Source organism: Streptomyces sp. NPDC059443, from assembly GCF_042750105.1.
Classification (GTDB): Bacteria; Actinomycetota; Actinomycetes; order Streptomycetales; family Streptomycetaceae; genus Streptomyces.
Window position 1 is genome coordinate 41478 of the sequence record NZ_JBHYVM010000041.1, and the last position, 23798, is coordinate 65275.

Sequence of the window (23798 nt, forward strand, 5' to 3'; positions counted from 1 at the left end):
CCCCCCCCGCCCGCCCCCCGCCCGCCCGCCCCCCCCCCGCCCCCCCCGCGCCCCCCGCCCCCCCCCCCCGCCCCCGCCCCCCCCCCCCCCGGGCCCCCCCCCCGGGACCGGCCCCGCGTCCGGCACCCCTGCCGGGGCCGTGGCCGACGTCGCGCACTGCGACGCCGGCCCGGCACGCTCCTGAGCTCTGTGGGCCCCGGGCGGGACAGACCCCCGTCCTTTCCCGCCCGTTCACCCGTCCATCGGTCGGGTTCAGGCCAACGTGTGCCGAGCCTACGAGCGCGCAGCACCGCCATGTGTGCCGTGCGCGCAAGGGTCGTTGTCATTGCGCGCACGGACATCGCGCGCAACGGCCGCCACCGCCGCGCGGCGGTACTCGGTCGGGCTGATCCCGTACGTCTCGCGGAACAGACGGCTGAAAGCCGACGGGCTGGTGAATCCCCACCGCCCGGCCACGCCGTGGACGGTCCCGGCGAGCTGCCCGGTGTCACCGAGATCCTCGCGGCACCGCTCCAGCCGGAGTCCGCGGATGGTGGCGGCCACGCCCTGCCCGCGCTCGCGGAAGAGCAGCTGGAGGCGGCGCAGCGAGATGCTGTGCCGGGCGGCGACCGCGGCCGGGGTCAGCTCGGGATCGCCGAGGTTGTGGCCGATGAAGGTGTCGATGCGCGCCAGCAGGGCCTGGTTCCGGGCCTGTTCGGGCAGTTCGTCATCGGCGGCGCCGAGCCGGTCGGCGAGGGCCGCACCGACCAGATCGAGGGCGACGGAACCCAGCCGCTCCAGGTCGGCGGGCCCGCACTCCTCCCCGTACACGGCCAGCGAGCGCATGTACTGCGCCAGGATCGCCCCCATGCCCCGGTCGGCCGGGATGCGCTGCGCGAGCAGCCGCTCCACGCGGGCGGGCCGCAGGGACAGGACGGAGTGGGGGAGCGAGAGGATGACGGCCCGGACCGGTTCGGTGCCGGGGACGCCCGATTCGAAGGGGCGCGAGGTGTCCCAGAGCACCAGGTCCTGCGAGAAGGGCCCCGAGTCGTTGCGGTTCTGGGAGATCCACATGGACCCGCTGGTCACCAGCCCCAACTGGTACTGCTCCGGGTCGCTGGCCCGTACGTGGGCCGCCGTGCGGCGGGCGCGCAGCGGGGCGTAGCCGAACTGCGAGACCTGGACGGTGCCCAGGTCCAGTACGGCCGCCTCCGCCCGGAAGTCGCCCGCGTGCTCACTCCTGATCGACGTGGACACCAGCTGCTGTGCCACCACCTCGGAGAACCAATCGAACCGGTCCGCTGCCGGCAGGGCAGCGGACGACACCATCGACCACACCTAGAAGAACCCCTCCACGAACTTTCATGTTCGTGACCAGGGACGACGCAGATGTGACGATGGTTCTCGACTGCTGCCCGGATACGGTCGGCTGCCCGCCTACGGCGTCACGGAGAAATTGGCGAGGATCGCCTCGGCCAGCTCCGGTTCGCCCTCCACCTTCACCCGGTCGGCGACGGTGTGCGGCCGCACCCGCCCGCCCGCGAGCCGTACGTACGTCTCCCAGTCCAGGGTCAGCGTCACCGCCGGACCCAGCGACGGGGCCTTGTCGATGGTGCCCCGCCCCTCCGCGTCCACCCGTACGGTCCGCATGAACTCCAGCGCCCCGTGCACGTCGATGACCACGGCCGAGTTCGCGGGCGCGCCGGCCTTCTTGGCGACCACCTTCGGTAGCCCGGCCAGCAGGATGTCGCGCGTCACGTACGCGCCGGGCGAGTCCCAGTTCCCCGGCACCCCCAGCGCCGCCCGCAGGTCCTGCTCGTGCATCCACACGTCGAAGGCACGCAGCCTCAGCGAGTGCTCCAGCGTCGCCGGCTCGCCCAGCGGCCCGCGCACCATGGTGTCCGGATCCCGCTTCTCGTTGCGCAGCTGGCGGGAGCGGCGAATGATCGTGTACTCCAGCTCCGAGGTCATCTCCGGCGCCGTGTGGTGGCGCCGTACGTCGACCTGGACCTCCATGTAGCGGCTGAACTCGTCGACCACGTGCCTCAGGTCCCGCGGCAGGGTGTGGATCGGCCGCGGGTCGCCGAGCTGCTCGCACTCGATGCCGATGATGTGTGACACCACATCGCGCACGGACCAGTTGGGGCACGGCGTCGCCCTGCTCCACTCGCCCTCCGTCAGCGGAAGGACCAGCTCGGATATCGCCTCGATGGAGTGGGTCCACGCGTCGGCATAGGGCTGAAGACTGGGATGCGGATGGACGGTCAACGGGACCCCTCGCGTGCTGTTCATTGGCGCGTTGGCGCGTTCTGGAAGCTTGTGCAATGGCTTCAAAACTACGCTGCCGGTGAGCACCCCGGCAGTGCTTTCGTGTGACGATCGTAGGCCCGAGTTGACGGCTTGAATGCCAGGACGGTGGTACTGTGCGCGCTTCCCTGATCCAAATCGCGGTGAATGAGGGGGAGTCGGTGGTTTCCCGGCGCTCCCGGGCCGCCGACCTCGTACGCGACCAGTCCGGCTCGGACCTCGTCGTCCTTCCCGAATTGTGGACCGTGGGCGCCTTCTCCTACGAGCAGTTCGAGACGGAGGCGGAACCCCTGGACGGCCCCACCTACGAGGCCATGTCCAAGGCGGCCCGCGATGCGGGGGTCTGGCTGCACGCCGGTTCCGTCGTGGAGCGCGCGGGCGACGGCTCGCTCTACAACACCGCGCTCGTCCTCTCCCCGACGGGCGAGCTCGCGGCCACGTACCGCAAGATCCACCGCTTCGGCTTCGACCAGGGCGAGGCCGTCCTGATGTCCCCCGGCGACTCCCTGACCACCGTGGAGCTGCCGGAGCAGACGCTCGGCATCGCCACCTGCTACGACCTGCGCTTCCCCGAGCTGTTCCGCGGACTGGTCGACGCCGGGGCGACGACGATGGTCGTGGCCGCGGGCTGGCCGGCCCGCCGCCGCGCCCACTGGACCCTCCTGAACCGGGCGCGGGCCGTCGAGGACCAGTCGTACGTACTCGCGTGCGGGCTCGCGGGCACCCACGCGGGCGTGGAGCAGGCCGGGCACAGCCTGGTCGTGGACCCGTGGGGCGAGGTCCTCGCGGAGGCGGGGCCGGGGGAGGACGTCCTGACCGTGGACCTCGACCCGGCGAAGGTCGCCCAGACGCGGGAGGCCTTCCCGGCGCTGAAGGACCGCCGCCTGGGCGTGTAGCTCCCGTCGTGGCTCAGTCCTCGTCGCCCTCGCCCTCGCGCTCCTTCTCGGCCATCCGGATCACGCACACGGCGACGGCGATCAGCAGCGCCGCGTCCGCGTCCTCGCGGATCACGTCGACCGCGTAGGTCTCGCGGACCCGGTACCACTGGCGGGAGATCAGGGCGAGCAGCTCCCCGTCGTACTCGACCTTGAACTCCCGGTCCAGGATCCGGCCGCTGATGTCCAGCTCGGTGCCCTCGTTGAGGGTCACGAGGTAGTGGTTGCGCAGCAGCGAGAACCGCTTCCTGCGGATCACCGCGAGCCGCCGGTCGTCCCGCTCCAGGGTCATCGCGTCGCGGAAGGCGAACCACTTCTCCCGCAGTGTGATCAGGATCCGCCCGTCCCGGTCCTTCAGCTCCAGGGTGTCCCGCAGCCGCAGGGCCTTCCCGTCGACGAGGAAGGCGTGGCGGCCGTCCTCGTCCTCGATCCAGTAGTCGTCCCCGAGGGCCAGCACTTTGTCCCGAACCAGGTATTTCATGCCGTCATCGCTGCCCGCGATAGGTTGCCGCCATGCCTCTGCTCTACGTGACCGACCTGGCGTACCCGGCGCGCGGCCGCCGGTACGGCGACGAGGACGTCTTCCTCACCTCGCGGCTGCGCGAGCACTTCCCGCTGGCCCTGTGCCATCCGCTGGACGCGCAGGCCCTCATACCGGCCGGCTTCGACGCGGTCGTGATCCGCAACAGCGGCCCCGTCCTGCACTACCAGCAGGCCTACGATTCCTTCCGCGCGGCCGCCCTCGCCGCCGGAACCCCCGTCTACAACCCCCTCACCGGCCGTGGCGACATGGCGGGCAAGCAGTACCTCCTCGACCTGACGGCGGCCGGCCACCCGGTCATCCCGACCATCGACGACCCCGCGGACCTGGCACTCCTGCCGCGCTCGGCCTCGTACGCGGTGAAGCCCAAGGCGGGCGCGGACTCGATCGGGCTCACCTTCACCCCGCACCCGGAGTGCGCGCCGGGAGAGTTCCTGATCCAGCCGCGCGTCGACTTCGCGTACGAGGTGTCCTTCTACTTCGTCGACGACTCCTTCCAGTACGCGCTGTACGCCCCGGACCCGGCCCGCCGCTGGGAACTGGTCCCGTACGAGCCCACCCCGGCGGACCTGGCCTTCGCCCGCGGTTTCATCGACTGGAACACCCTCGCGCACGGCATCCAGCGCGTGGACGCCTGCCGCGCCCCCTCGGGGGAGCTCCTCCTGGTCGAGCTGGAGGACCTCAACCCGTACCTGTCCCTGGACCTGCTCCCGGACCCGGTCCGCGAAGCGTTCGTGACCGCGCTGGTGGGCTCCCTGCGCTCGTTCATGTCCGGGACCCAGTCGGCTAGCCCTTCAACCGTCGGGTGATCTCGTCCGAGAGCCTCCGTTGCAGATCGGCGAGCTGCTCGGGGGTGTAGCCGGTGAGGTCCCCGCCCCCGGGGCCGCCCGCATTCTGCTCCTTCTGTTTCTGTTTCTCCTGCTCCCTGCGCTGGAGTTCCTTCTCCTCCGGCGAGCCGGGAGCCGCGTAGGCGCAGCGGATGAGCTCCCCGTTGGCGTCCTTCAGGCAGGTCGCGTCCCGGCCGTCCACCTGGCCCCGGCCCTCCACCCGGTAGCGGACGTTCTGCTCGCTGCCGATGGTGGAGGTCCAGTTGCTGCCGCCCGTGGGGATGACCTCGAAGACCTGGTCGTCGTTGTAGCAGCAGACGTCCCGGTACTCGGCCTTGATCAGCGCGACGAGCGCCTTCGGCGAGGACCAGACGGGATCGAGCCGGTGGACGGTCATCGTGGCGAGCCCGCCGCCCTTGCCCCCGCCCTCGCCGCTCTGGCGGGCCGGCACGGTCGAGACGGCCACGACCGAGCTGGCCTCCCCCTGCGGGGTCAGCGGGGTCACGTACGCGCTGCGCCCGCTCCCGTCGCGGTACTGGAGGGTGAACTCCGACTCGTTGCCCGCGTTGGTGCCGTCCTCGGACGCGTCCCAGCCGCCCCGGTCCGACCACCAGTCCGCGAAGCTGCCGACCGCGGTGGTCGCCTCGCGCTGGCGCTTCGCGAGGCTCAGCGGATAGGTCGGGCCGGGCACGCCGGCGGTGTCGGTGGTGATCTTGAGCTCTCCGGTCCGCCCGTTGTAGAGCGCGACTCCGGCGGGCCGTTCGGTCACCACCAGGAACCCGGTCTGCCGCTTGAGGGGGACGACCACGGTCGGGGTGTCGCCGTCGCAGACCACGTAGACGTCGCCGGCGGCGAAGCGCACCCAGCGCTCCCGGGCCGATATCTTCCGGCCCAGGTTGTGGGTGAACCAGCCGCTGATCCGCGCGTCCGCCTTCTCGGTGTCGAAGGAACACCGCTGCTGGGTCCGGCTGTTGCCGCCGAGCGGGACGTACTGGACGAGCGCGGTCTCGTACCCGGACAGCCACCCGCGCCGCTCGACCAGCGTCGCGAACCGGTCCGAGTCGGGCAGGTAGGTGACGTCGGAGATGTCGCCGGTGACATCGCCCAGGTGGGTCGCGGACTGCGCCTTGCCGACGAGGTACGGGGCCCTGGGCGTCATCTCGGGCACGGCCTCGGTCACGATCTGCACGCCGTGCATGTACGCGCGGTCCTGGAGGTACGAGCCGTACACCAGCCACCAGATCGCGAGCCCCAGCCCGGCCACCCCGACCAGGCACCCGACCCCCGCCACCCAGTCCGCGGCCCCCGAACCCCCACCCGGTTTCGCATCCCGCTTCCGCCACCGCCGGACCGCCTTCACCAGCAGCCACGGCACCCCCACGGCCCCCGCGAGCAGCAGCGGCGCCGCCAGCCAGGAGACGAGCTTGCGCAGCTCCCACACCAGGACGGTGGTGTAGTACGACCCGTACCAGAGCGCCAGCCCCACCAGCAGCACGGGTAACGCCACCCGCAATATCCGCCCCATGAATCCCCGCCCCCCTCAACGCCCCCCGGCGCCAACCTGTCCGAAGGGTGTACCCCGGGCCGGGGCGGGTCACTCCCCGGGGAAGCGACGGACGCGGGGTGGCACCCTTGGTGCATGAATTCTGCCGCGTCCGCACCCCGTCGCGCCCGAGTCCGTGCCCCCGAGCTGATCGGCAAGGGCGGCTGGCTCAACACCGGCGGTAAGCCGTATACCCTCGCTGACCTGCGAGGACGGATCGTCATTCTCGATTTCTGGACCTTCTGCTGCATCAACTGCCTGCACGTCCTCGACGAGTTGCGCGAGCTGGAGGAGAAGCACCGCGACACCGTCGTGATCATCGGAGTGCACTCGCCGAAGTTCGTCCACGAGGCCGAGCACGCCGCCGTCGTGGACGCCGTCGAGCGGTACGAGGTGCACCACCCCGTGCTCGACGACCCCGAGCTCGCGACCTGGAAGCAGTACGCCGTCCGCGCGTGGCCCACGCTCGTCGTGATCGACCCCGAGGGGTACGTCGTCGCGCAGCACGCCGGTGAGGGGCACGCGCACGCCATCGCGCGGCTCGTGGAGGAGCTGGAGGCGGAGCACGAGGCCAAGGGGACGCTGCGGCGCGGCGACGGGCCGTACGTGGCCCCCGAGCCGGTGGCGAGCGATCTGCGGTTCCCCGGGAAGGCGCTCGTGCTGCCGTCCGGGAACTTCCTGGTCTCCGACTCGACGCGGCACCAGCTGGTGGAGCTGGCCGCCGACGGGGAGGGCGTCGTACGCCGCATCGGCAGCGGGGAGCGCGGCTTCACCACTGAGAGCTTCAGCGAGCCGCAGGGGCTGGCCCTGCTGCCCGACGGGTCGGTGGTCGTCGCCGACACCGTGAACCACGCGCTGCGCCGGTTCGACCCCGCCACCGGCGCCGTAGAGACCGTCGCCGGGACCGGCCGCCAGTGGTGGCAGGGTTCGCCGACCTCGGGGCCGGCCCTGGAGGTGGACCTGTCCTCGCCGTGGGACGTGGCCTGGTGGCGGGGGCGGGTGTGGATCGCCATGGCCGGTGTCCACCAGCTGTGGACCTGGGATCCGGAGACCGGCACCGTCGCGCTCGCCGCCGGGACGACCAACGAGGGCCTGCACGACGGCCCGGCCGCCGAGGCCTGGTTCGCCCAGCCGTCCGGGCTCGCGGCCACCGAGGACCGGCTGTGGATCGCCGACTCCGAGACCAGCGCCCTGCGGTACGTGCACCCGACGGAGGACGGGGGCTACGCGATCACCACCGCCGTCGGGACCGGGCTGTTCGACTTCGGCCACCGCGACGGCGACGCCGCCCAGGCGCTGCTCCAGCACCCGCTCGGCGTCACCGCCCTGCCCGACGGCTCGGTCGCGGTGTGCGACACGTACAACCACGCCCTGCGGCGGTACGACCCCGCCACCGGCCAGGTCACCACGCTGGCCACCGATCTGCGCGAGCCCAGCGACGCCGTGCTCGTCGGCGGGGACATCGTGGTCGTGGAGTCCGCCCGGCACCGGCTGACCCGGCTGCGGCTCCCGGAGGAGGCCGTACGCGTGGACGCGGTAGCCCACCGCACGCAGCGCGGCGCGACCGAGGTGGCCCCCGGCACGCTCCGGCTCGACATCGTCTTCCAGGCCCCGAGCGGCCAGAAGCTGGACACCCGCTACGGGCCCTCGACCCGCCTGCTGGTCTCCTCGACCCCGCCCGAGCTGCTGGCGGCGGGGGACGGGCCCGGGACCGACCTGTTCCGGGAGCTCGCGCTGAACCCGGAGGTCACCGAGGGCGTCCTGCACGTCTCCGCGATGGCCGCCTCCTGCGACGACGACCCGGCGAACGAGTACCCCGCCTGCCACGTCCACCAGCAGGACTGGGGGGTTCCGGTCCGCGTCACCACGCAGGGCACCGCCCGCCTTCCCCTCGTCCTCGCCGGTATGGACGAAGACGCGTCGTAGGGCGCGGGCTCAGTCGTCGCGACCGTGCCCGTGTCCGTCCTCCTTCTCGTCCTCCCCGAGGTGGGCGAGGAGGAGGTTCGGGTCGCGCCCCGTGAGGAAGGCGGCGCTGGGTACGTAGACCTTGTGGTGGCGGATCGCCAACGACGTGGGGTTGGACAGCCCGTCCCGCGGGGTCAGCAGGATGTCGTGGGTGCCGTCGGGCCGCACCAGGGCGACCTCGCTGGTGGAGTTCAGGGCGGCGAGGGCCGTGTCGTCGTGTCCGGGGAAGGCGAAGTCGTCGATCCCCGTCAGCCCGGTGGCCCGGACCGCCGTGGTCCCGGCCGATCCGTCCTCGCGGACCGGGATCCGCAGGAGCGTGCCCCGGTCGTAGTTGGAGACCCAGAGCGCGTGGTCGTGCACCTTGATGCCGTTGGCCCCGATGAACGTGGTCGGTCGCAGGGCGGCGCCGGTGGCCCACGGGGTCACCTCGCCGTCGTCGAGGGAGATGCGCCAGATGGTGCCGAGGACCGAGTCGGCCGCGTAGAGCACGCCGTGGTGCTCGTCGAGCGCGAGGCCGTTCGCGAAGCCGTTCGGGGGCAGGTCGGTGAACTTGGACAGCTCGCCGTCCGGGGTGATCCGGTAGATGCCGGTCACGGCCGTGCCGGTGAGGTAGGGGACGTAGAGCGTCCCGTCGTGGGTGCGCACGATGCCGGTGACGACCGCGAGGCCGAGCAGGGGCGTGGCCGGGTGCGCGACGGCGGGCAGGGTCGCGAGGACCTCGGTGTCGCCGTGTCGGGAGACCCGGGCGACCTGCCGGGCGATGGCGAAGGTCAGGTCGGCGGAGCCGTCGGGCTCCAGGACGATGTTCTCCGGCGTCTGCCCGGCCGCGAAGTCGAAGTGGGCGACGATCCGCGGGTCCGTGAGGGAGTACGAGGACTTCGGCGACGGCGACGGCGGCGGCGGTGTCGTCCCGGTGGCGGCCGCGCCCGCGGCGGGGGCGGTCGCGAGCAGGGCGAGGGCGATGCCCACGATGCCCACGATGCCTGCGATACGCGGCGTTCGGGATCGGCGGGGTCTGCGGGGCATGCGGAGCACGGGACTCTCCTTGGCGACCGGGCGTGACGGGAGCCCAGCAGACCATGACGGAGCGTCACCATCGGTTCGTCGCGCGGCGGTGCTCCCGAGAACGACCCACCCGGCCGAAGCCCGCGCCGTACGGCACGCGGGCTCCGACCGTGCGGACTCAGCTTTCCAGGAAGGCCACCAGGGTGTTCGCCAGGAGGTACGGGTCGTCGGCGCCGCAGAGTTCGCGGGCGCTGTGCATCGAGAGGATGGCCACGCCGATGTCGACGGTCTGGATGCCGTGGCGGGCGGCGGTGATCGGGCCGATCGTCGTGCCGCACGGCATGGAGTTGTTGGAGACGAAGGTCTGCCACGGCACGCCGGCCCGCTCGCAGGCGGCCACGAACACCGCGCGCCCGCTGCCGTCCGTCGCGTAGCGCTGGTTGACGTTGACCTTGAGGATCGGGCCGCCGTTGGCGCGCGGGTGGTGCGAGGGGTCGTGCCGCTCCGCGTAGTTGGGGTGCACGGCGTGGCCGGTGTCGGAGGAGAGGCAGATGCTGCCGGCGATGGCCCGCGCGCGGTCCTCGTAGGAGCCGCCGCGCGAGAAGACTGAACGTTCCAGCACATTGCCCAGCAGCGGTCCGTCCGCGCCGGTGTCCGACTGGGAGCCGTTCTCCTCGTGGTCGAAGGCGGCCAGTACGGGGATGTGGGAGAGGTCGTCCGCCGTGGAGGCGGCGATGAGTGCCGCTACGCCCGCGTGCACGGACAGCAGGTTGTCCATGCGCGGGCCGGCCAGCAGCTCGCGGTCGCGGCCCAGGTAGGCGGGCGGCTCGATGGAATGGACCATCAGGTCCCAGCCCGCCACCGAGCCGCGGGGCAGGTCCTCTTCCTCTTCGAGGAAGGCGATGAGGTCGCCCTCGTGGACCTCGCCCAGACCCCAGATCGGCTGCATGTGCCGCTGCTTGTCGAGCTTGAGGCCGTCGGTGTTCACCGACCGGTCGAGGTGGACGGCGAGTTGGGGTACGCGCATCAGCGCACGGTCGACGTTGACCAGCCGTTCGGTGCCGTCGCGCAGGGTCAGCCGGCCGGCCAGGCCCAGGTCGCGGTCGAGCCAGGTGTTGAGGAGGGTGCCGCCGTAGATCTCCACGGCGATCTGCCGCCAGCCCTGCGAGCCGGTGTCGGGCAGCGGCTTGACCCGGAGGTTGGGGGAGTCGGTGTGCGCGCCGACGATCCGGAACGGCGTGTGCGCGGCGGCGCCTTCGGGCACGTACCAGGCGATGATCGCGCCACCGCGGGTCACGAACTTGCCCCCCGTGCTCGCGTCCCATGCGTCCGTTTCCGCCAACTGCCTGAATCCGGCCTTCTCCAGCCGCTCGGCCGCGTTGGCCACGGCGTGGTACTGCGACGGACTGGCCGTCAAGAAGGTCATCAGGTCGTCGGTGTGGCCGCGGTCGAAGCGGGCGGCGGGAGAGCTCATGTGGTTCACCTTAACGACGGTCGTGTTCGTCTTGGCCGGACTGCGGCGGATAGCCGGAGGAAGGGGTCACGAGGGGTGTGGCCCGTGCCCCGGAGGCTTTCAGCCCGGCGGTCGCTCGAAGCGTCGCTGCAGCTGTCTGCGCTCGCCCCGGCGGATGCGCGGGAGCATCTCCGGGGTCTGCGCGGAGCGCTGTGCGCGTCTTTTGCGTCCGGCGCAGAAGATACAGGCCTCCCCGGGAGCCGCGTCGGGGTCGATGGGTGCTCCGGGGTGTTCGGAGCAGCCGGAGGCGTTGCGGGGGCGGGACAGTTCGCGGGCCACGATGAAGGCGCGGTGCAGGTCGTCGGCCATCGCGACGAAGTCCTCGGGGGGCGAGGACAGGCTCAGGTGGAACCGCCGCTCCTCGACGGTGCGCAGGCACCGGCGCAGGGCGTCCAGGTTGTACGGGGGCTCGGGCACGGGATACCCCAGCCGGCGCTGCTCCCCGGCGGGCGGGGCGGCGGCGGCCGCGCGGGCCCCCTGGGCGCGCATGCCGAGGCGCCGCCGGTCGTTGCAGATCAGGCAGCGGCCCCAGCCGTCGGGCGCCTCGGGGTCGAGGGCGCCGTTGGGGTGCTCGGGGCAGCCCGTGTAGCTCTTGGCGGGGGCGAGCCCGGCGGCGGTCTGGAAGGCGATGTAGAGGGCGTCGGCGACGGACTCGTACTCGGTGGGGTGGGCGCCCTCGTAGAGCTCCCGGAGGTGGTCGCCGAGGCTGCCCACGGCGGACTGCAGCTCCTTGAGGGCGTACGGCCGCCCGGTCGGGACGGAGTACCCCCTGCTGCTGCCGCGCTGCTGCTCTTGTGGGCTCATACCCACGAGCGTCCCACGAAGCACCGACATCCCGGGAACCCCGCAGGTCCCGCTGTGGACGGAGCCCCGAGACGCGGTGCTCCGCGCCAGGCTGCAGCCCGGCGTAGGCCGACGGCCGGGCCCCCGTGCGGGAGGGCCCGGCCGTCGGCGCGTACAGGGGTCCGTGAGGCTAGAACGCGGCCTCGTCGAGCTCCATCAGGGTGTTGTCGACGGCCTCCGCGAGCGCGCGGGCGACCGAGACGCCGGGCAGGATCTGGGAGGCGAAGAACTTCGCCGCCGCGATCTTGCCGGTGTAGAACGGGACGTCCTTCGCGGAGGCGGCCGGCAGCTTCTCGGCGGCCACGGCCGCGCCCTTGAGCAGCAGGTAGCCGACGACCACGTCGCCCGAGGCCATCAGCAGGCGGGTGGTGTTCTGGCCGACCTTGTAGATGTTCTTGACGTCCTCGCCGGTGGCGGTGAGGTCGACGATCATCTGGCCGACGATGGCCTCCAGGTCGACGGCGGCCTTGGCCAGCGCGTCGCGGGCCGGGGCCAGCTCCTCGCCGCCCACGCCCTCGGCGAGGAACTTCTTGATCGTCTCGGAGAGGACGTTCAGCGAAGCGCCCTGGTCGCGGACGATCTTCCGGAAGAAGAAGTCCTGGCCCTGGATGGCCGTGGTGCCCTCGTAGAGGGTGTCGATCTTGGCGTCGCGGATGTACTGCTCGATCGGGTACTCCTGGAGGTACCCGGAGCCGCCGAAGGTCTGGAGCGACTGCGCGAGCTGCTCGTAGGACTTCTCCGAGCCGTAGCCCTTCACGATCGGCAGCAGCAGGTCGTTCAGGCCGATCAGGGAGGCGGCGTCCTCGCCCGCGGCCTGCTTGATCTGGATCTCGTCCTGGATCGAGGCGGTGTACAGGACCAGGGCGCGCATGCCCTCGGCGTACGCCTTCTGCGTCATGAGCGAGCGGCGCACGTCGGGGTGGTGCGTGATGGTGACCTTGGGGGCCGCCTTGTCCATGAACTCGGCCAGGTCCGGACCCTGCACGCGCTCCTTGGCGTACTCCAGGGCGTTCAGGTAACCCGTCGAGAGCGTGGCGATGGCCTTCGTGCCGACCATCATCCGGGCGAACTCGATGATCATGAACATCTGGCGGATGCCGTCGTGCTTGTCGCCGATCAGCCAGCCCTTGGCGGGGTGCTGGTCGCCGAAGGTCATCTCGCACGTGTTGGAGGCCTTGAGGCCCATCTTGTGCTCGACGTTCGTCGCGTAGACGCCGTTGCGCTCGCCCAGCTCGCCGGTCTCCCAGTCGAACTCGAACTTGGGCACCAGGAAGAGCGAGAGCCCCTTCGTGCCCGGGCCGTGGCCCTCGGGGCGCGCGAGGACGTAGTGGAGGATGTTCTCCTCCATGTCGTGCTCACCGGACGTGATGAACCGCTTCACGCCCTCGATGTGCCAGGAGCCGTCGGCCTGCTGGATCGCCTTGGTGCGGCCGGCGCCGACGTCGGAGCCCGCGTCGGGCTCGGTCAGCACCATGGTGGAGCCCCAGCGCTTCTCGACGGCGATCTGCGCGACCTTCTTCTGCGCCTCGTTGCCCTCTTCGAAGAGGATGCCGGCGAAGGCCGGGCCGGAGGAGTACATCCAGACGGCCGGGTTGGCGCCGAGAATCGTCTCCGCGAAGGCCCAGATGAGGGAGCGCGGCGAGGTGGTGCCGCCGATCTCCTCGGGCAGGCCCAGGCGCCAGTACTCGGAGTCCATGAAGGCCTTGTAGCTCTTCTTGAAGGACGCCGGGACGGGCGCGGTGTTGGTGGTGGGGTCGAAGACCGGCGGGTTGCGGTCGGCGTCCTCGAAGGAGGCGGCCAGCTCGTTCTCGGAGAGCTTGGTCATCTCGCTGAGGATGGTCTTGGCCGTTTCGGTGTCCATCTCGCCGAACGGGCCGGTGCCGTACAGCTTGTCGCGGCCGAGCACCTCGAAGAGGTTGAACTCGATGTCGCGGAGATTCGACTTGTAGTGCCCCATGGCGACGGCTCCGTTAAGGCTCGGTGAGACGGGTTCCTCGTGCATACCAATCGGTAACGTAATGATGCTACCCGCCGGTAATAAGGGCAACCCTTCCGTCCGGACTGTGACCAGGGTCAAGTTCCCCGAGCACACACCAGACGGTCTTGCCGGTCCCTTCGGGGCGCACACCCCATTCCAGCGCCAGCGCGTCGAGCAGGGCTAGACCCCGCCCGGACTCCCCGGTCCCGGTGGCGTGCCGCTGTACGGGGGCTCGCGGGTCGGGGTCGGTGAGCTCGACCCGTGTGCGGGCTGCCCTTCCGATGATCCGCAGCGTGACGGGCGTGCCTTCGCCCAGGTGGGTGAGCACGTTGGTCAGCAGCTCGCTGACGCAGAGCTCGGCGTCGGGGTCGCCCCCCAGGTGCTCCCGGACGGCGTGGCGGGCCAGGGGGACGGCCCCGGGGGTGGCGAGCAGGCGGAGCGTGAGGCCGTTCATGGCGTGGCCAGTGCGTCGGCCAGGCGCTGCGCGGTGGCCGCGTTGCAGTTGCCGAGGGCGATGAGGGGTGGAGTGGCGTAGCGCCCGGCGTAGGAGAGGAGGTGGAGGTCGAGGGAGGGAAGCGTGATCCCGTGCGCGGCCAGTGCGGAGCGGAGGTTGTCGAGCGCGTCTGTGGCCTCGCGGTCGTGGGGGTGGTCGCTCATGGCGGAGCCTTTCGCTGTGCGGACTGTGTGTGACGAACTCCTCACAGGCTGGCGTGGGGCGGCGTAGCGTGGGAAGGGTTTCCAGTCCACAGCACGGAGTGTGGAAAGGCGGGCTCTGAGGGTGGCTGCGAGCAAGGACATTGACGGCTCGGCGAGCGTTCCGGCGTTCTACGGCAAGGAGTTGCGCTGGCGGCGTGAGGCGGCGGGGCTCACGCTCCAGCAGACCGTGGAGGGCAGCTTCTACGGGGCCAGCTACTTGAGCGAGATCGAGCGCGGGCAGCGGCGCATGCCGGTGGATCTGGCGCAGCACGTGGATCGCGTGCTGGACACTGACGGGTTCTTCGAACGGTGCTGTGAGGACGTGAGGAAGGCTCGACAGGGACCGCATGCGGCCTACTTCGCGCCCGTCGCGGAGAGTGAGCTGAGGGCGCGAAGCATTGAGGACTGGGCCAACTCGATCATTCCCGGCCTGCTGCAAACTGCGTCCTACACCCGCGCGATCGCCCACTCGACTCACCCCTTGGACCTGCCGGAAGAGGTCGAGGCCAAGGTTCAGAACCGGTTGCGCCGAGCCAGGCTCTTCGAGAATCCGAAGCGGCCGGAGTACTGGGTGATCATGCAGGAGTCGCTGCTGCGGAACCCGCTGTTGTCCGGCCTGGAGATGGCGGAGCAACTGGACCACATCGCCGCGCTGACCAGGCGCCGCCGGATCGTTCCACAGATCCTTTTGTGGAACGCCGCGACCCAGCCGTTCATGGCGCACTCGATCAAGCTCCTGGAGTTCGACGCAGAGCCGCCGATCATGTACACCGAGGGCCCGTACTACGGCCAACTGGTCGAGGATCCGGCCACCGTGAAGGCGTATCGCAAGGCATACGATCGGCTCAGGGCTGCCGCACTGCCGTCCGAGGCGTCCCTCGCAATGATCGAATCTATAGCCGAGGAGCACCGAAATGGAGAGCACCACCATTGACTTGAGCGTTGCCGTCTGGCGGACGAGCACCTACAGCAACGGTGAAGACGGCGACTGCGTCGAGGTCGCCGACGGGCTTACCGGGATCGTGCCGGTCCGGGATTCCAAGGTGCAGGACGGGCCCGTCCTGGTGATCGGGGCCACGGCGTGGACGGGCTTCGTCGCGGAGCTGAAGCGGCGCTGACCGGAACTAGACGCAACGGCGGGCCACGCCATCGGTAGGCTTCGGTCCATGTACGGCTACGACCAGAACCCGGGCGCCCAGCAGGGCTACGCGCAGCAGCCCCCCCAGGGCTACGCGCAGCAGGCGCCGCCGCTGTACCCGGAGCCGTCGCCGCCCTCCCTCGCGGACGCGGTACGCGCGTTCACGACCGGGTCGCTCTCCGCCGAGGACTTCCAGCAGATCTTCGCCACCTCGAAGGTCTACTGCCCGCGCGGTGACACCCCGGGATTCCTCGCGCTGCACAACACGCAGCAGCCGGTCATCCCCATGTTCACCACGCTCAAGGAGCTCCGCCGGTACGCCGGCAAGGAGTCCAAGTACTTCGTGATCACCGGCGCCGAGGTGATCGACCTGCTGCCCACCGGCTACGGCTTCGTCCTCGACATGGAGGGCGACCACCGGATGGTCTTCGACGCGAAGGCGGTCGAGCAGATGGTCGACTTCGCGATGCGCCGCATGTACGGCTAGGCCGTCTCGGAGCCGGGGGGGCGTACATGCTGAGGGTGCACTTCACGGCCGAGGACCTCTTCAACGTCACCTTCGCGAGCGAGCCGCTCCCCCTGGTGGAGCTGGGCATGGCGCTCGTGGCCGCCCAGCGCACCGACGAGCAGGCGGTTTTCGGCCGCTGGCGCAGCCTCGTAGCCCGCGAGCTGCCGGGCCGGGCGCTGCCGCTGTTCGACCTGCTGCGCCCCGACGGTGACAATCCGCAGTTCGTCGAGCCCTACTCGCGGAGCCTGGAGGAGGGGCTGGCCGACGTACGCGCGGCCGCGCCGCTGCTGACCCCCGGCATGCTCCACCGGGCCGCCGCCCGGGCCCTCGGCTCCCCGTCCTGGCTGCGCGCGCTGTGGGACCTGGACCGGGAGGCGTGGGACCAGCTGGATTCGGCGCTCCGGGCCTCGTACGAGGTGCTCGTCGCCCCGCACTGGGCGCGGATCCGGCAGACCTTCCAGGCGGACGTCGCCTGGCGGACCCGGCTGCTCGCCGCCCACGGGATCAAGGCCTGCCTGGCCAGTACGCACCCGGCCGCCGGCTGGTCGGGCACCGCCTTCGAGGTCGGCCGGCCGCCGGACTACGAGGTCCACCTGGGCGGACGCGGCCTGATCCTGATGCCCTCTCCCTTCTGGACGGGACGCCCGCTGCTCGCCGAGCACCCGTCGGGCGCGCACCTGCTGTTGTACCCGGCGCTGACCCCGCTCCCGCTTGCTCTGCCGGGCCCGGCGGCCGGGGCGCTGGACGCACTGCTGGGGCGGACCCGGGCGGCGGTGCTCCAGTCGCTGGTCCAGCAGCGCACGACCAGCGAGCTCGCCCGTGACCTGGGCATTTCCCTGCCTTCGGTGTCCGAGCACACCCGTACCCTGCGCGCGGCGGGCCTGATCACCACGGAGCGCGACGGCAAGGCGGTCCTCCACTCGGCGACCGCGCTGGGCGTGGACCTCCTCCACAGCGGCAGCTGACCTTTCGGCCACGGCCGAAACCATCGCGGCGCCGGCCGCGAGTGCCGAATGTCAGTGCTGCGGGGGAACCCGCTCCTACTGACAGGGGGACTGTGATGGCACGTACGTCCTTGCGCACGAAGCTCGCGGCAATGGTGTTCACGGGGGTGATGGCGCTGGGTACGGGGGTCCTGACGGCATCGCCGGCGGCGGCCGCGACCCAATGCCCGGACGGGTACGCCTGCATCTACTACGGCGCCACCTGGGACACCGGGATCCGCGACATGTGGAACCGCTACGGCGCCCACAAGATCTACAACTACTACGGCAGACACCTTGTCGACAACAACCAGACCGACGGGTGGAAGATCTGGCTGTGCCGGAACAACAACGGCACCAACTGTGACTACGCGGTGTATCAGGACCACACGGCGGTGATCGACATGACCCCGTTCAACTCGGTCTCGATCGAGCCGTAGGCCCTGCGGCCCGTCCTGCAACGGCTGACATCCAGAGGTACGAAGGAACCGGGACCCCGGGGGAATTCCCCCGGGGTCCCTTCTGTTCTGTCGGGTGTGGCAGAAAGTTCGAGTTTCAACTAAACTCGACGCCAGAAGGAGGTTCCGACCATGCCTGCAGTGACTGTGGAGAACCCGTTGACGCTCCCGCGCGTCGCGGAGCCGGCCCAGGAGACGACGACCGCCCGCAAGGTGCTGGCCGTCACGACCGCCCCGGGCGGCTTCGAGGGTGAGGGATTCCCGGTGCGTCGCGCGTTCGCCGGGATCAACTACCAGTACCTCGACCCGTTCATCATGATGGACCAGATGGGCGAGGTGGAGTATCAGCCCGGGGAGCCGAAAGGGACCCCGTGGCACCCGCACCGCGGCTTCGAGACCGTCACGTACCTGATCGACGGAACCTTCGTCCACCAGGACAGCAACGGCGGCGGCGGGATCATCAACGGCGGCGACACGCAGTGGATGACCGCCGGGTCCGGCCTCCTGCACATCGAGGCCCCGCCGGAGTCGCTCGTCGTGTCCGGCGGGCTCTTCCACGGCCTCCAGCTGTGGGTGAACCTCCCGGCCTCCGACAAGATGATGCCCCCGCGCTACCAGGACATCGGCGGCGGCCAGGTCCAGCTGCTCACCACCCCCGACGGCGGCGCCCTGCTCCGCGTGATCGCCGGTGAGCTGGACGGCCACCAGGGCCCGGGCATCACCCACACCCCGATCACGATGATCCACGCGACGGTGACGCCCGGCGCGCAGATCACCCTTCCGTGGCGCGAGGACTTCAACGCCCTGGCGTACGTGATGGCCGGGCGCGGCTCGGTCGGCGAGGACCGGCGGCCCGTCCACACCGGGCAGACCGCGGTGTTCGGCGAGGGCGGCTCCCTGACCGTGCGGGCGGACGAGGCCCAGGACTCCAACGCCCCGGACCTGGAGATCGTCCTCCTCGGCGGGCGGCCGATCCGGGAACCGATGGCGCACTACGGTCCGTTCGTCATGAACAACAAGCACGAACTGCAGCAGGCCTTCGACGACTTCCAGGCCGGCCGCCTGGGCCGCATCCCCACCACCGCGCGGACCGGTCTGGGTCACCGCGGCGCGGGCGAGGCGTCGCAGGACTGACCTGCCTCGACGGGCTCCCCTTCCGGGAGCCCGGCCGGCTCTACGCGGGGTCCGTGGTTTCGGACCCCGCGCCCGCAGCCCCGTAGCGGGCCCGCAGTTCCGAGAACACCCCGAACGCGGCGGCCGTCAGCGGTACGGCGAGCAGCATTCCGAGGATGCCCGCCACGCTGGCCCCGGCCGTGATCGCCAGCATGACCACCGCCGGGTGCATCTGCACGGTCCGGCTCTGGATCATGGGCTGGAGCACGTGCCCCTCCAGCACCTGTACGGCCAGCACCACGCCCAGCGCCCACAGCCCGATCACCCACCCCCGGTCGGCGAAGGCGACGAGCACCGCCACCGCGCCGGAGATGAAGGCGCCGAGGTACGGGATGTACGCGCCGACGAAGACCAGCGCGCCGAGCCCCACCGCGCCGGGCACGCGCAGCACCAGCAGGCCGATGGCGATGCAGACGGCGTCGATCGCGGCGATGAAGGTGGTCCCGCGCATGAACCCCTCGACGGCCTGGAACGCGCGCCGGGCCATCGCCTCCAGGGTGTCGGCGCGGGCGCCCGGCGCCAGCGAGCGCAGGGTGCCCACCGCGCGGTGGGAGTCGCGGAGGAAGAAGAAGATCAGCAGCAGCGCGAGGATCGCGGTGGCGATCATCTCGCCGACGACGCTGATCCCGGTGAGGACCCCGGAGGCGGCCGTGCCGCCGAACTTCGAGAGCAGGTCCTTGGCGTTGACCGCGAGGTCCTGGAGCGAGGTCCCGGCGGCGCCGAAGTGCTCGGCGAGGTCCGTGCCGGCCTGCTTGAGGGAGGCGATGATCTGGTCGCCGGTCTCGATGAGCGCGAGGACGACCACGTAGACCGCCCCGCCGACGACGCCGACCACGGCGAGGCAGGTGATCCCGGCCGCGAGGGAACGGTTCACTCCGATCCGGGTGAGCCGCCGGTGCAGGGGCCCCAGCAGGGCCGTCCCGAGCAGGGCGAGCAGTACGGGCGTCACGGCGGTCTTGAAGACGACGCACAGCCATACGCCGAGGGCGGCCACACCCGCGACGAGCAGCGTGAACACGCACCACGCGAGGAGCCGCCGGGCGGGCTGGGGAAGCAGTTCGGTCACCACCCTCCGCATCCAAGCAGCCGTGGCGGGCCGGTCCCGTACGCCATGCCGTCCGGGGCGGTGCCACTGGCCCGGCTACGCGAGCGGGTCCGCCCCCGGGTCCGGCTCGGACCGTTCGTGGAGCTCGAACCAGGTGGACTTGCCCTCGCCGCGCGGGTCCACGCCCCAGTCGTCCGCCAGCATCTCCAGCAGCAGGACCCCGCGCCCGCTCGACGCCATCTCCCCGGGGTGCCGCTTGTGCGGCAGTTCGTCGGACGCGTCCGCCACCTCGATCCGCAGCCGGCGCGAGCCCAGCTCGCCCACCGCCTCGGCCATCAGCAGCGCGTCCCCGTCCGTGTGGACCAGTACGTTCGTCACCATCTCGGAGACCATCAGCACCGCCGAGTCCACCTGCTCCGGGTCCGCCCAGTCGTGCAGCAGCTCCCGGATCTGCCGGCGGACCCCGGAGACCCGCTCCGGTTCCGCCTGGGCGACCGTGAGCATCGTGCGCCGGGCCGGGCGGCCCGGGTGCAGCAGCGGGGTGTCGCAGCCGCAGCCCGCGCCCTCGCGGCACAGCAGGACCACGGCGATGTCGTCCTCGCGCCGGTCCGCCAGGGGGCCGGTCGTGTGGTGCGAGGAGGGGCCGTGCACGGCCTGGACCAGCAGGTCCGCCATGCGTTCGAGGTGCCGGGGCTCCAGGCTCTGCGCGTCGTGCGTCTCCGACTCCAGGATGGCGCGCAGCCGCGCCCAGCCCGTGTCGAGGTCGTGCCCGCCCGTCTCGATGAGCCCGTCGGTGCACAGCATCATCGTTTCGCCGGGTTCCAGGGTGAACCGGGTCGTCGGGTAGTCGGTGTCCGGGACGATGCCGAGCGGCAGTCCGCCCGCCGTGGGCCGCATCAGGACCGTGCCGTCGGTCATCCGGATCGCCGGGTCGGGGTGCCCGGCGCGGGCCACCTCCAGCAGGCCGGTCTGCGGATCGCACTCCACGTACAGGCAGGTCGCGAAGCGCGGGCTCTGGAAGTCGGGGTCCTCCTCGGAATCGCCCTCCCGCTCCTGGGAGGAGCACAGCCCCGCCAGGAAGCGCGAGGCCCGCGAGAGCACCGCGTCGGGCCGGTGGCCCTCGGAGGCGTACGCGCGCACCGCGATCCGCAGCTGGCCCATCAGCCCGGCCGCCCGGACGTCGTGGCCCTGGACATCGCCGATGACCAGCGCGAACCGTCCCGATGGCAGCGGGATCATGTCGTACCAGTCGCCGCCGACCTGGAGCCCGCCGCCGGTCGGCACGTAGCGCGCGGCGATGGTCATGCCGGGGATCTCGGGGCCGAGCTGGGGCATCATCGACCGTTGCAGGCCGGTGGTGAGTTCCCGTTCGGATTCGGCCACTCCGGCGCGCTGGAGCGCCTGCGCGAGCATCCGGGCCACGGTGGTCAGGACGGAGCGCTCGTCGGGGGAGAAGGACACCGGGTGCTTGAACGCGGCCATCCAGGCGCCCATGGTCCGGCCGGCCACGACCAGCGGCAGGAACGCCCAGGAGGTCCGGCCGAAGCGCTGGGCGAGCGGCCAGGTGGCCGGGAAGCGCCGTTTGTAGTCATCGGGGCTGGGGAGGTAGATCGCCCGCCCGCTGCGGACCACCTCGGCGGCCGGGTAGTCGGTGTCCACCGGCATGTCCGCGAAGGGGCTCTCGTCCCCCGGATCGTGCCCGTGGTGCCCGATGATCGACAGCCGGCTGCCGGCCACGCCGAAGACGGCCAGCCCGTCGGGTATGAACCCGGGCATCGAGAGCGAGGCCGCCACCCGCAGGACCTCGGCGGTGGACCGGGCCTCGGCCAGCGCCCGCCCCGCGTCCAGCAGGAACGCCTCGCGGGAGCGGCGCCAGTCGCCGGTGATCGGGGTGTGCACGGCGGTGGTGCCGGGCTGCGCCTCGGCGATCTCCTGGATGGTGCCGATCAGCTCGTAGTCGACCCGGCCGTCGGCGGTCCGGTTCTCCAGCGGCTTCGAGCGGCTCCGTACGGTGCGCAGCACGCGCCCGTCCTCGTCCATGATCCGCAGCCGGGCCTCGGCGAGGGTGCCTTCGGCGACTGCCAGGTTCACGATGCCGTTGATCTCGTTCCAGTCCACCGGGTGGAACCGGGAGCGTACGGCGACCTCGGGCAGGTCCACCGGCTCGGCGGGCAGCCCGAGCAGCCGGGCGGCCTCGCTGTCGAGGGTGACCGTCCCGGAGGCGTTGTCCCATCGCCACAGACCCGTCGCGATGGCGGCCAGGACGTCCTCTGTGCGCACGTGGTCATCTTTACAGGTCGTACGCCTGACGTGCCTGTTCACCGTGCCGGTTCGCGGCCCTCTCCGGGCGCGCCCGCACGGCACCCGGCCCGGACGGTAACCTTGGGACGGTTGAATCCTCCCTGGTATCGCGTAGAACTGGATGACTGATGCATCGGTACAGGTCCCACACGTGCGGCGAGCTCCGTGCTTCCGACGTCGCCTCCGACGTCCGGCTGAGCGGCTGGCTGCACAATCGGCGCGACCTGGGCGGCATCCTCTTCATCGATCTGCGTGACCACTACGGCATCACGCAGCTCGTGGCCCGTCCCGGCACCGCCGCGAACGAGGCGCTGAGCACGGTCACCAAGGAGACCGTCGTCCGCATCGACGGCAAGGTCGTCTCCCGCGGCGCGGACAACGTCAACCCGGAGCTGGCCACCGGCGAGATCGAGATCGAGGTCACCGACGTCGAGGTCCTCGGCGCGTCGGCCCCGCTGCCCTTCACCATCAACACCGACGACGGTGTGAACGAGGAGCGGCGCCTGGAGTACCGCTTCCTCGACCTGCGCCGCGAGCGCATGCACCGCAACATCATGCTGCGCTCGGCCGTCATCGCGTCGATCCGCTCGAAGATGGTGGCCCTCGGCTTCAACGAGATGGCGACCCCGATCCTCACCGCGACCTCCCCCGAGGGCGCCCGTGACTTCGTGGTCCCGTCCCGCCTGAACCCGGGCAAGTTCTACGCGCTGCCGCAGGCGCCGCAGCAGTTCAAGCAGCTGCTGATGATCTCCGGCTTCGACCGGTACTTCCAGATCGCGCCCTGCTTCCGCGACGAGGACGCCCGCGCGGACCGTTCGCCGGGCGAGTTCTACCAGCTCGACGTCGAGATGTCCTTCGTCGAGCAGGAGGACGTCTTCCAGCCGATCGAGCGGCTGATGACGGAGATCTTCACCGAGTTCGGCAACGGCCGCGAGGTCACCTCCCCCTTCCCGCGGATCCCGTTCCGCGAGTCGATGCTGAAGTACGGCAACGACAAGCCCGACCTGCGCTCCAAGCTGGAGCTCGTCGACATCACCGACGTGTTCGAGGGCTCCGAGTTCAAGGCGTTCGCCGGCAAGCACGTGCGCGCCCTGGCCGTCCCGGACACCGCCGCGCAGCCGCGCAAGTTCTTCGACGGCCTCGGCGAGTACGCGATCTCGCTGGGCGCCAAGGGCCTGGCCTGGGTCCGCGTGGGCGAGGACGGCGGCCTGACCGGCCCGATCGCCAAGTTCCTCACCGAGGAGAACGTCAAGGTCCTCACCGAGCGTCTGGGCCTCGCGGCCGGGCACGCGGTGTTCTTCGGCGCCGGCGAGTTCGCCGAGGTCTCCAAGATCATGTCGGGCGTGCGCGTCGAGGCCGCCAAGCGCGCCGGCCAGTTCGAGGAGAACGTCTTCCGGTTCTGCTGGATCGTCGACTTCCCGATGTACGAGGCGGACGAGGAGACCGGCAAGATCGACTTCTCCCACAACCCGTTCTCCATGCCGCAGGGCGGCATGAAGGACCTGGAGGAGAAGGACCCGCTCGACATCCTGGCGTGGCAGTACGACATCGTCTGCAACGGCATCGAGCTGTCCTCCGGCGCGATCCGCAACCACGAGCCCGAGGTCATGCTCAAGGCCTTCGAGATCGCCGGTTACGAGGCCGAGACCGTCGAGCGCGAGTTCGCGGGCATGCTCCGCGCGTTCCGCCTCGGCGCCCCGCCGCACGGTGGCATCGCCCCGGGCGTGGACCGCATCGTGATGCTGCTGGCCGACGAGCCGAACATCCGCGAGACCATCGCCTTCCCGCTCAACGGCAACGCGCAGGACCTGATGATGGGCGCCCCCACCATCCTGGAGGAGTCCCGCCTGCGCGAGCTGAACATCGCGCTGCGCAAGCCGGTGGAGACGAAGGCCGCGGACGCCAAGCCGGTCGCCGAGGCCGTCCACCCGGACGCCGCGCGCTAGGCCGTCTGTTCGCCGTACGACTAATGGGGGCGGGGGGGGTGGGTGGGTCGGGCGGCGCGGCGCGGGGGGGCGCGGGGCGGCGGGGGGTGGGGTGGCTGGGTGGAGGGTGGGGCG

Annotated in this window: 22 protein-coding genes; 10 read left to right on the plus strand and 12 right to left on the minus strand. The window is 71.2% G+C overall.

The window, feature by feature from the left end; translation table 11 throughout:
• Positions 1–273: 273 nt before the first annotated feature.
• Both ACFXDJ_RS31050 and ACFXDJ_RS31055 read right to left on the minus strand, forming a co-directional pair.
• Positions 274–1308, minus strand: coding sequence for a helix-turn-helix domain-containing protein (locus tag ACFXDJ_RS31050; protein ID WP_384850967.1), 1035 nt, complete (start codon positions 1306–1308; stop codon positions 274–276).
• Between the two features lie 108 nt (positions 1309–1416).
• Positions 1417–2247: a maleylpyruvate isomerase family mycothiol-dependent enzyme gene (locus ACFXDJ_RS31055; protein ID WP_384657715.1), complete on the minus strand. Its 831-nt coding sequence runs from the start codon at positions 2245–2247 to the stop codon at positions 1417–1419.
• A gap of 155 nt (positions 2248–2402) precedes the next feature.
• Between ACFXDJ_RS31055 and ACFXDJ_RS31060 the strand changes: the two genes are divergently transcribed.
• Entirely contained in the window at positions 2403–3182 is a 780-nt protein-coding gene (locus ACFXDJ_RS31060; RefSeq protein WP_384657712.1) for a carbon-nitrogen family hydrolase, read from the plus strand.
• A gap of 13 nt (positions 3183–3195) precedes the next feature.
• Here ACFXDJ_RS31060 and ACFXDJ_RS31065 read toward each other — a convergent pair whose 3' ends face one another.
• A complete protein-coding gene (locus tag ACFXDJ_RS31065) occupies positions 3196–3702 on the minus strand; it encodes an LURP-one-related/scramblase family protein (RefSeq protein WP_384657710.1) in 507 nt (168 codons plus the stop codon).
• Positions 3703–3734: 32 nt separating this feature from the next.
• Between ACFXDJ_RS31065 and ACFXDJ_RS31070 the strand changes: the two genes are divergently transcribed.
• Positions 3735–4571, plus strand: coding sequence for a hypothetical protein (locus ACFXDJ_RS31070; protein ID WP_384657707.1), 837 nt, complete (start codon positions 3735–3737; stop codon positions 4569–4571).
• Here the strand turns inward: ACFXDJ_RS31070 and ACFXDJ_RS31075 are convergent.
• Positions 4549–6114 carry a hypothetical protein gene (locus tag ACFXDJ_RS31075; RefSeq protein ID WP_384657703.1) on the minus strand — a complete coding sequence of 522 codons (1566 nt, stop codon included), beginning with the start codon at positions 6112–6114 and terminating at the stop codon, positions 4549–4551. The two genes, ACFXDJ_RS31070 and ACFXDJ_RS31075, sit on opposite strands and share 23 nt — an antisense overlap.
• A 114-nt stretch (positions 6115–6228) precedes the next feature.
• Here ACFXDJ_RS31075 and ACFXDJ_RS31080 point away from each other — a divergent pair, with 114 nt between their 5' ends.
• Positions 6229–8058, plus strand: coding sequence for an NHL domain-containing thioredoxin family protein (locus tag ACFXDJ_RS31080; RefSeq protein WP_384657700.1), 1830 nt, complete (start codon positions 6229–6231; stop codon positions 8056–8058).
• 9 nt (positions 8059–8067) lie between these two features.
• On the opposite strand, the gene ACFXDJ_RS31085 is transcribed toward ACFXDJ_RS31080, so the two are convergent.
• The 6 genes from ACFXDJ_RS31085 to ACFXDJ_RS31110 form a co-directional block, all read right to left on the minus strand.
• Complete coding sequence (locus ACFXDJ_RS31085; RefSeq protein ID WP_384657729.1) at positions 8068–9123, minus strand: hypothetical protein; 1056 nt, start codon at positions 9121–9123, stop codon at positions 8068–8070.
• Between the two features lie 157 nt (positions 9124–9280).
• Positions 9281–10576: a M18 family aminopeptidase gene (locus tag ACFXDJ_RS31090; protein WP_384657697.1), complete on the minus strand. Its 1296-nt coding sequence runs from the start codon at positions 10574–10576 to the stop codon at positions 9281–9283.
• A 99-nt stretch (positions 10577–10675) separates the two neighbouring features.
• Positions 10676–11419, minus strand: a complete 744-nt coding sequence (locus ACFXDJ_RS31095) for a hypothetical protein (RefSeq protein ID WP_384657694.1) — start codon at positions 11417–11419, stop codon at positions 10676–10678.
• Between the two features lie 169 nt (positions 11420–11588).
• Positions 11589–13415 (minus strand): acyl-CoA dehydrogenase, encoded by a 1827-nt coding sequence (locus ACFXDJ_RS31100; RefSeq protein ID WP_384654491.1) that lies wholly within the window; start codon positions 13413–13415, stop codon positions 11589–11591.
• Between the two features lie 67 nt (positions 13416–13482).
• Complete coding sequence (locus tag ACFXDJ_RS31105; protein ID WP_384654488.1) at positions 13483–13890, minus strand: ATP-binding protein; 408 nt, start codon at positions 13888–13890, stop codon at positions 13483–13485.
• On the minus strand, positions 13887–14093 hold the full coding sequence (locus tag ACFXDJ_RS31110) for a hypothetical protein (protein ID WP_384654486.1): 207 nt from the start codon (positions 14091–14093) through the stop codon (positions 13887–13889). The genes ACFXDJ_RS31105 and ACFXDJ_RS31110 overlap by 4 nt, the downstream gene beginning before the upstream one ends.
• 121 nt (positions 14094–14214) lie before the next feature.
• Here ACFXDJ_RS31110 and ACFXDJ_RS31115 point away from each other — a divergent pair, with 121 nt between their 5' ends.
• From ACFXDJ_RS31115 to ACFXDJ_RS31140, 6 genes are all read left to right on the plus strand, one after another.
• Complete coding sequence (locus tag ACFXDJ_RS31115; RefSeq protein WP_384654484.1) at positions 14215–15066, plus strand: helix-turn-helix transcriptional regulator; 852 nt, start codon at positions 14215–14217, stop codon at positions 15064–15066.
• On the plus strand, positions 15047–15250 hold the full coding sequence (locus ACFXDJ_RS31120; RefSeq protein ID WP_384654481.1) for a DUF397 domain-containing protein: 204 nt from the start codon (positions 15047–15049) through the stop codon (positions 15248–15250). Before ACFXDJ_RS31115 ends, ACFXDJ_RS31120 begins: the two co-directional genes overlap by 20 nt.
• Positions 15251–15298: 48 nt before the next feature.
• The gene (locus ACFXDJ_RS31125; protein ID WP_266840166.1) at positions 15299–15757 is read left to right on the plus strand and encodes an SseB family protein; all 459 of its coding nucleotides are present in this window, start codon (positions 15299–15301) and stop codon (positions 15755–15757) included.
• A 26-nt stretch (positions 15758–15783) separates the two neighbouring features.
• A complete protein-coding gene (locus ACFXDJ_RS31130; protein ID WP_384654478.1) occupies positions 15784–16743 on the plus strand; it encodes an ArsR/SmtB family transcription factor in 960 nt (319 codons plus the stop codon).
• 95 nt (positions 16744–16838) lie between these two features.
• Complete coding sequence (locus tag ACFXDJ_RS31135) at positions 16839–17201, plus strand: hypothetical protein (protein WP_384654475.1); 363 nt, start codon at positions 16839–16841, stop codon at positions 17199–17201.
• A 150-nt stretch (positions 17202–17351) separates the two neighbouring features.
• Positions 17352–18353, plus strand: coding sequence for a pirin family protein (locus ACFXDJ_RS31140; RefSeq protein ID WP_384654473.1), 1002 nt, complete (start codon positions 17352–17354; stop codon positions 18351–18353).
• Positions 18354–18393: 40 nt separating this feature from the next.
• On the opposite strand, the gene ACFXDJ_RS31145 is transcribed toward ACFXDJ_RS31140, so the two are convergent.
• Positions 18394–19470 (minus strand): AI-2E family transporter, encoded by a 1077-nt coding sequence (locus ACFXDJ_RS31145; RefSeq protein WP_384654470.1) that lies wholly within the window; start codon positions 19468–19470, stop codon positions 18394–18396.
• Between the two features lie 63 nt (positions 19471–19533).
• The gene (locus tag ACFXDJ_RS31150; RefSeq protein ID WP_384850969.1) at positions 19534–21717 is read right to left on the minus strand and encodes a SpoIIE family protein phosphatase; all 2184 of its coding nucleotides are present in this window, start codon (positions 21715–21717) and stop codon (positions 19534–19536) included.
• Positions 21718–21866: 149 nt separating this feature from the next.
• Between ACFXDJ_RS31150 and aspS the strand changes: the two genes are divergently transcribed.
• Complete coding sequence (gene aspS, locus ACFXDJ_RS31155) at positions 21867–23684, plus strand: aspartate--tRNA ligase (protein WP_384850971.1); 1818 nt, start codon at positions 21867–21869, stop codon at positions 23682–23684.
• Positions 23685–23798 lie beyond the last annotated feature (114 nt).

Bases quoted from the DNA above. Each gene is read 5' to 3' on its own strand.
- ACFXDJ_RS31110 (WP_384654486.1), bottom strand. From the start codon at position 14,093: ATGAGCGACCACCCCCACGACCGCGAGGCCACAGACGCGCTCGACAAC.
- ACFXDJ_RS31105 (WP_384654488.1), bottom strand. From the start codon at position 13,890: ATGAACGGCCTCACGCTCCGCCTGCTCGCCACCCCCGGGGCCGTCCCC.
- ACFXDJ_RS31080 (WP_384657700.1), top strand. From the start codon at position 6,229: ATGAATTCTGCCGCGTCCGCACCCCGTCGCGCCCGAGTCCGTGCCCCC.
- ACFXDJ_RS31140 (WP_384654473.1), top strand. From the start codon at position 17,352: ATGCCTGCAGTGACTGTGGAGAACCCGTTGACGCTCCCGCGCGTCGCG.
- ACFXDJ_RS31125 (WP_266840166.1), top strand. From the start codon at position 15,299: ATGTACGGCTACGACCAGAACCCGGGCGCCCAGCAGGGCTACGCGCAG.
- ACFXDJ_RS31090 (WP_384657697.1), bottom strand. From the start codon at position 10,576: ATGAGCTCTCCCGCCGCCCGCTTCGACCGCGGCCACACCGACGACCTG.
- aspS (WP_384850971.1), top strand. From the start codon at position 21,867: ATGCATCGGTACAGGTCCCACACGTGCGGCGAGCTCCGTGCTTCCGAC.
- ACFXDJ_RS31075 (WP_384657703.1), bottom strand. From the start codon at position 6,114: ATGGGGCGGATATTGCGGGTGGCGTTACCCGTGCTGCTGGTGGGGCTG.
- ACFXDJ_RS31070 (WP_384657707.1), top strand. From the start codon at position 3,735: ATGCCTCTGCTCTACGTGACCGACCTGGCGTACCCGGCGCGCGGCCGC.
- ACFXDJ_RS31130 (WP_384654478.1), top strand. From the start codon at position 15,784: ATGCTGAGGGTGCACTTCACGGCCGAGGACCTCTTCAACGTCACCTTC.
- ACFXDJ_RS31120 (WP_384654481.1), top strand. From the start codon at position 15,047: ATGGAGAGCACCACCATTGACTTGAGCGTTGCCGTCTGGCGGACGAGC.
- ACFXDJ_RS31095 (WP_384657694.1), bottom strand. From the start codon at position 11,419: ATGAGCCCACAAGAGCAGCAGCGCGGCAGCAGCAGGGGGTACTCCGTC.
- ACFXDJ_RS31100 (WP_384654491.1), bottom strand. From the start codon at position 13,415: ATGGGGCACTACAAGTCGAATCTCCGCGACATCGAGTTCAACCTCTTC.
- ACFXDJ_RS31050 (WP_384850967.1), bottom strand. From the start codon at position 1,308: ATGGTGTCGTCCGCTGCCCTGCCGGCAGCGGACCGGTTCGATTGGTTC.
- ACFXDJ_RS31145 (WP_384654470.1), bottom strand. From the start codon at position 19,470: ATGCGGAGGGTGGTGACCGAACTGCTTCCCCAGCCCGCCCGGCGGCTC.
- ACFXDJ_RS31065 (WP_384657710.1), bottom strand. From the start codon at position 3,702: ATGAAATACCTGGTTCGGGACAAAGTGCTGGCCCTCGGGGACGACTAC.
- ACFXDJ_RS31085 (WP_384657729.1), bottom strand. From the start codon at position 9,123: ATGCCCCGCAGACCCCGCCGATCCCGAACGCCGCGTATCGCAGGCATC.
- ACFXDJ_RS31135 (WP_384654475.1), top strand. From the start codon at position 16,839: ATGGCACGTACGTCCTTGCGCACGAAGCTCGCGGCAATGGTGTTCACG.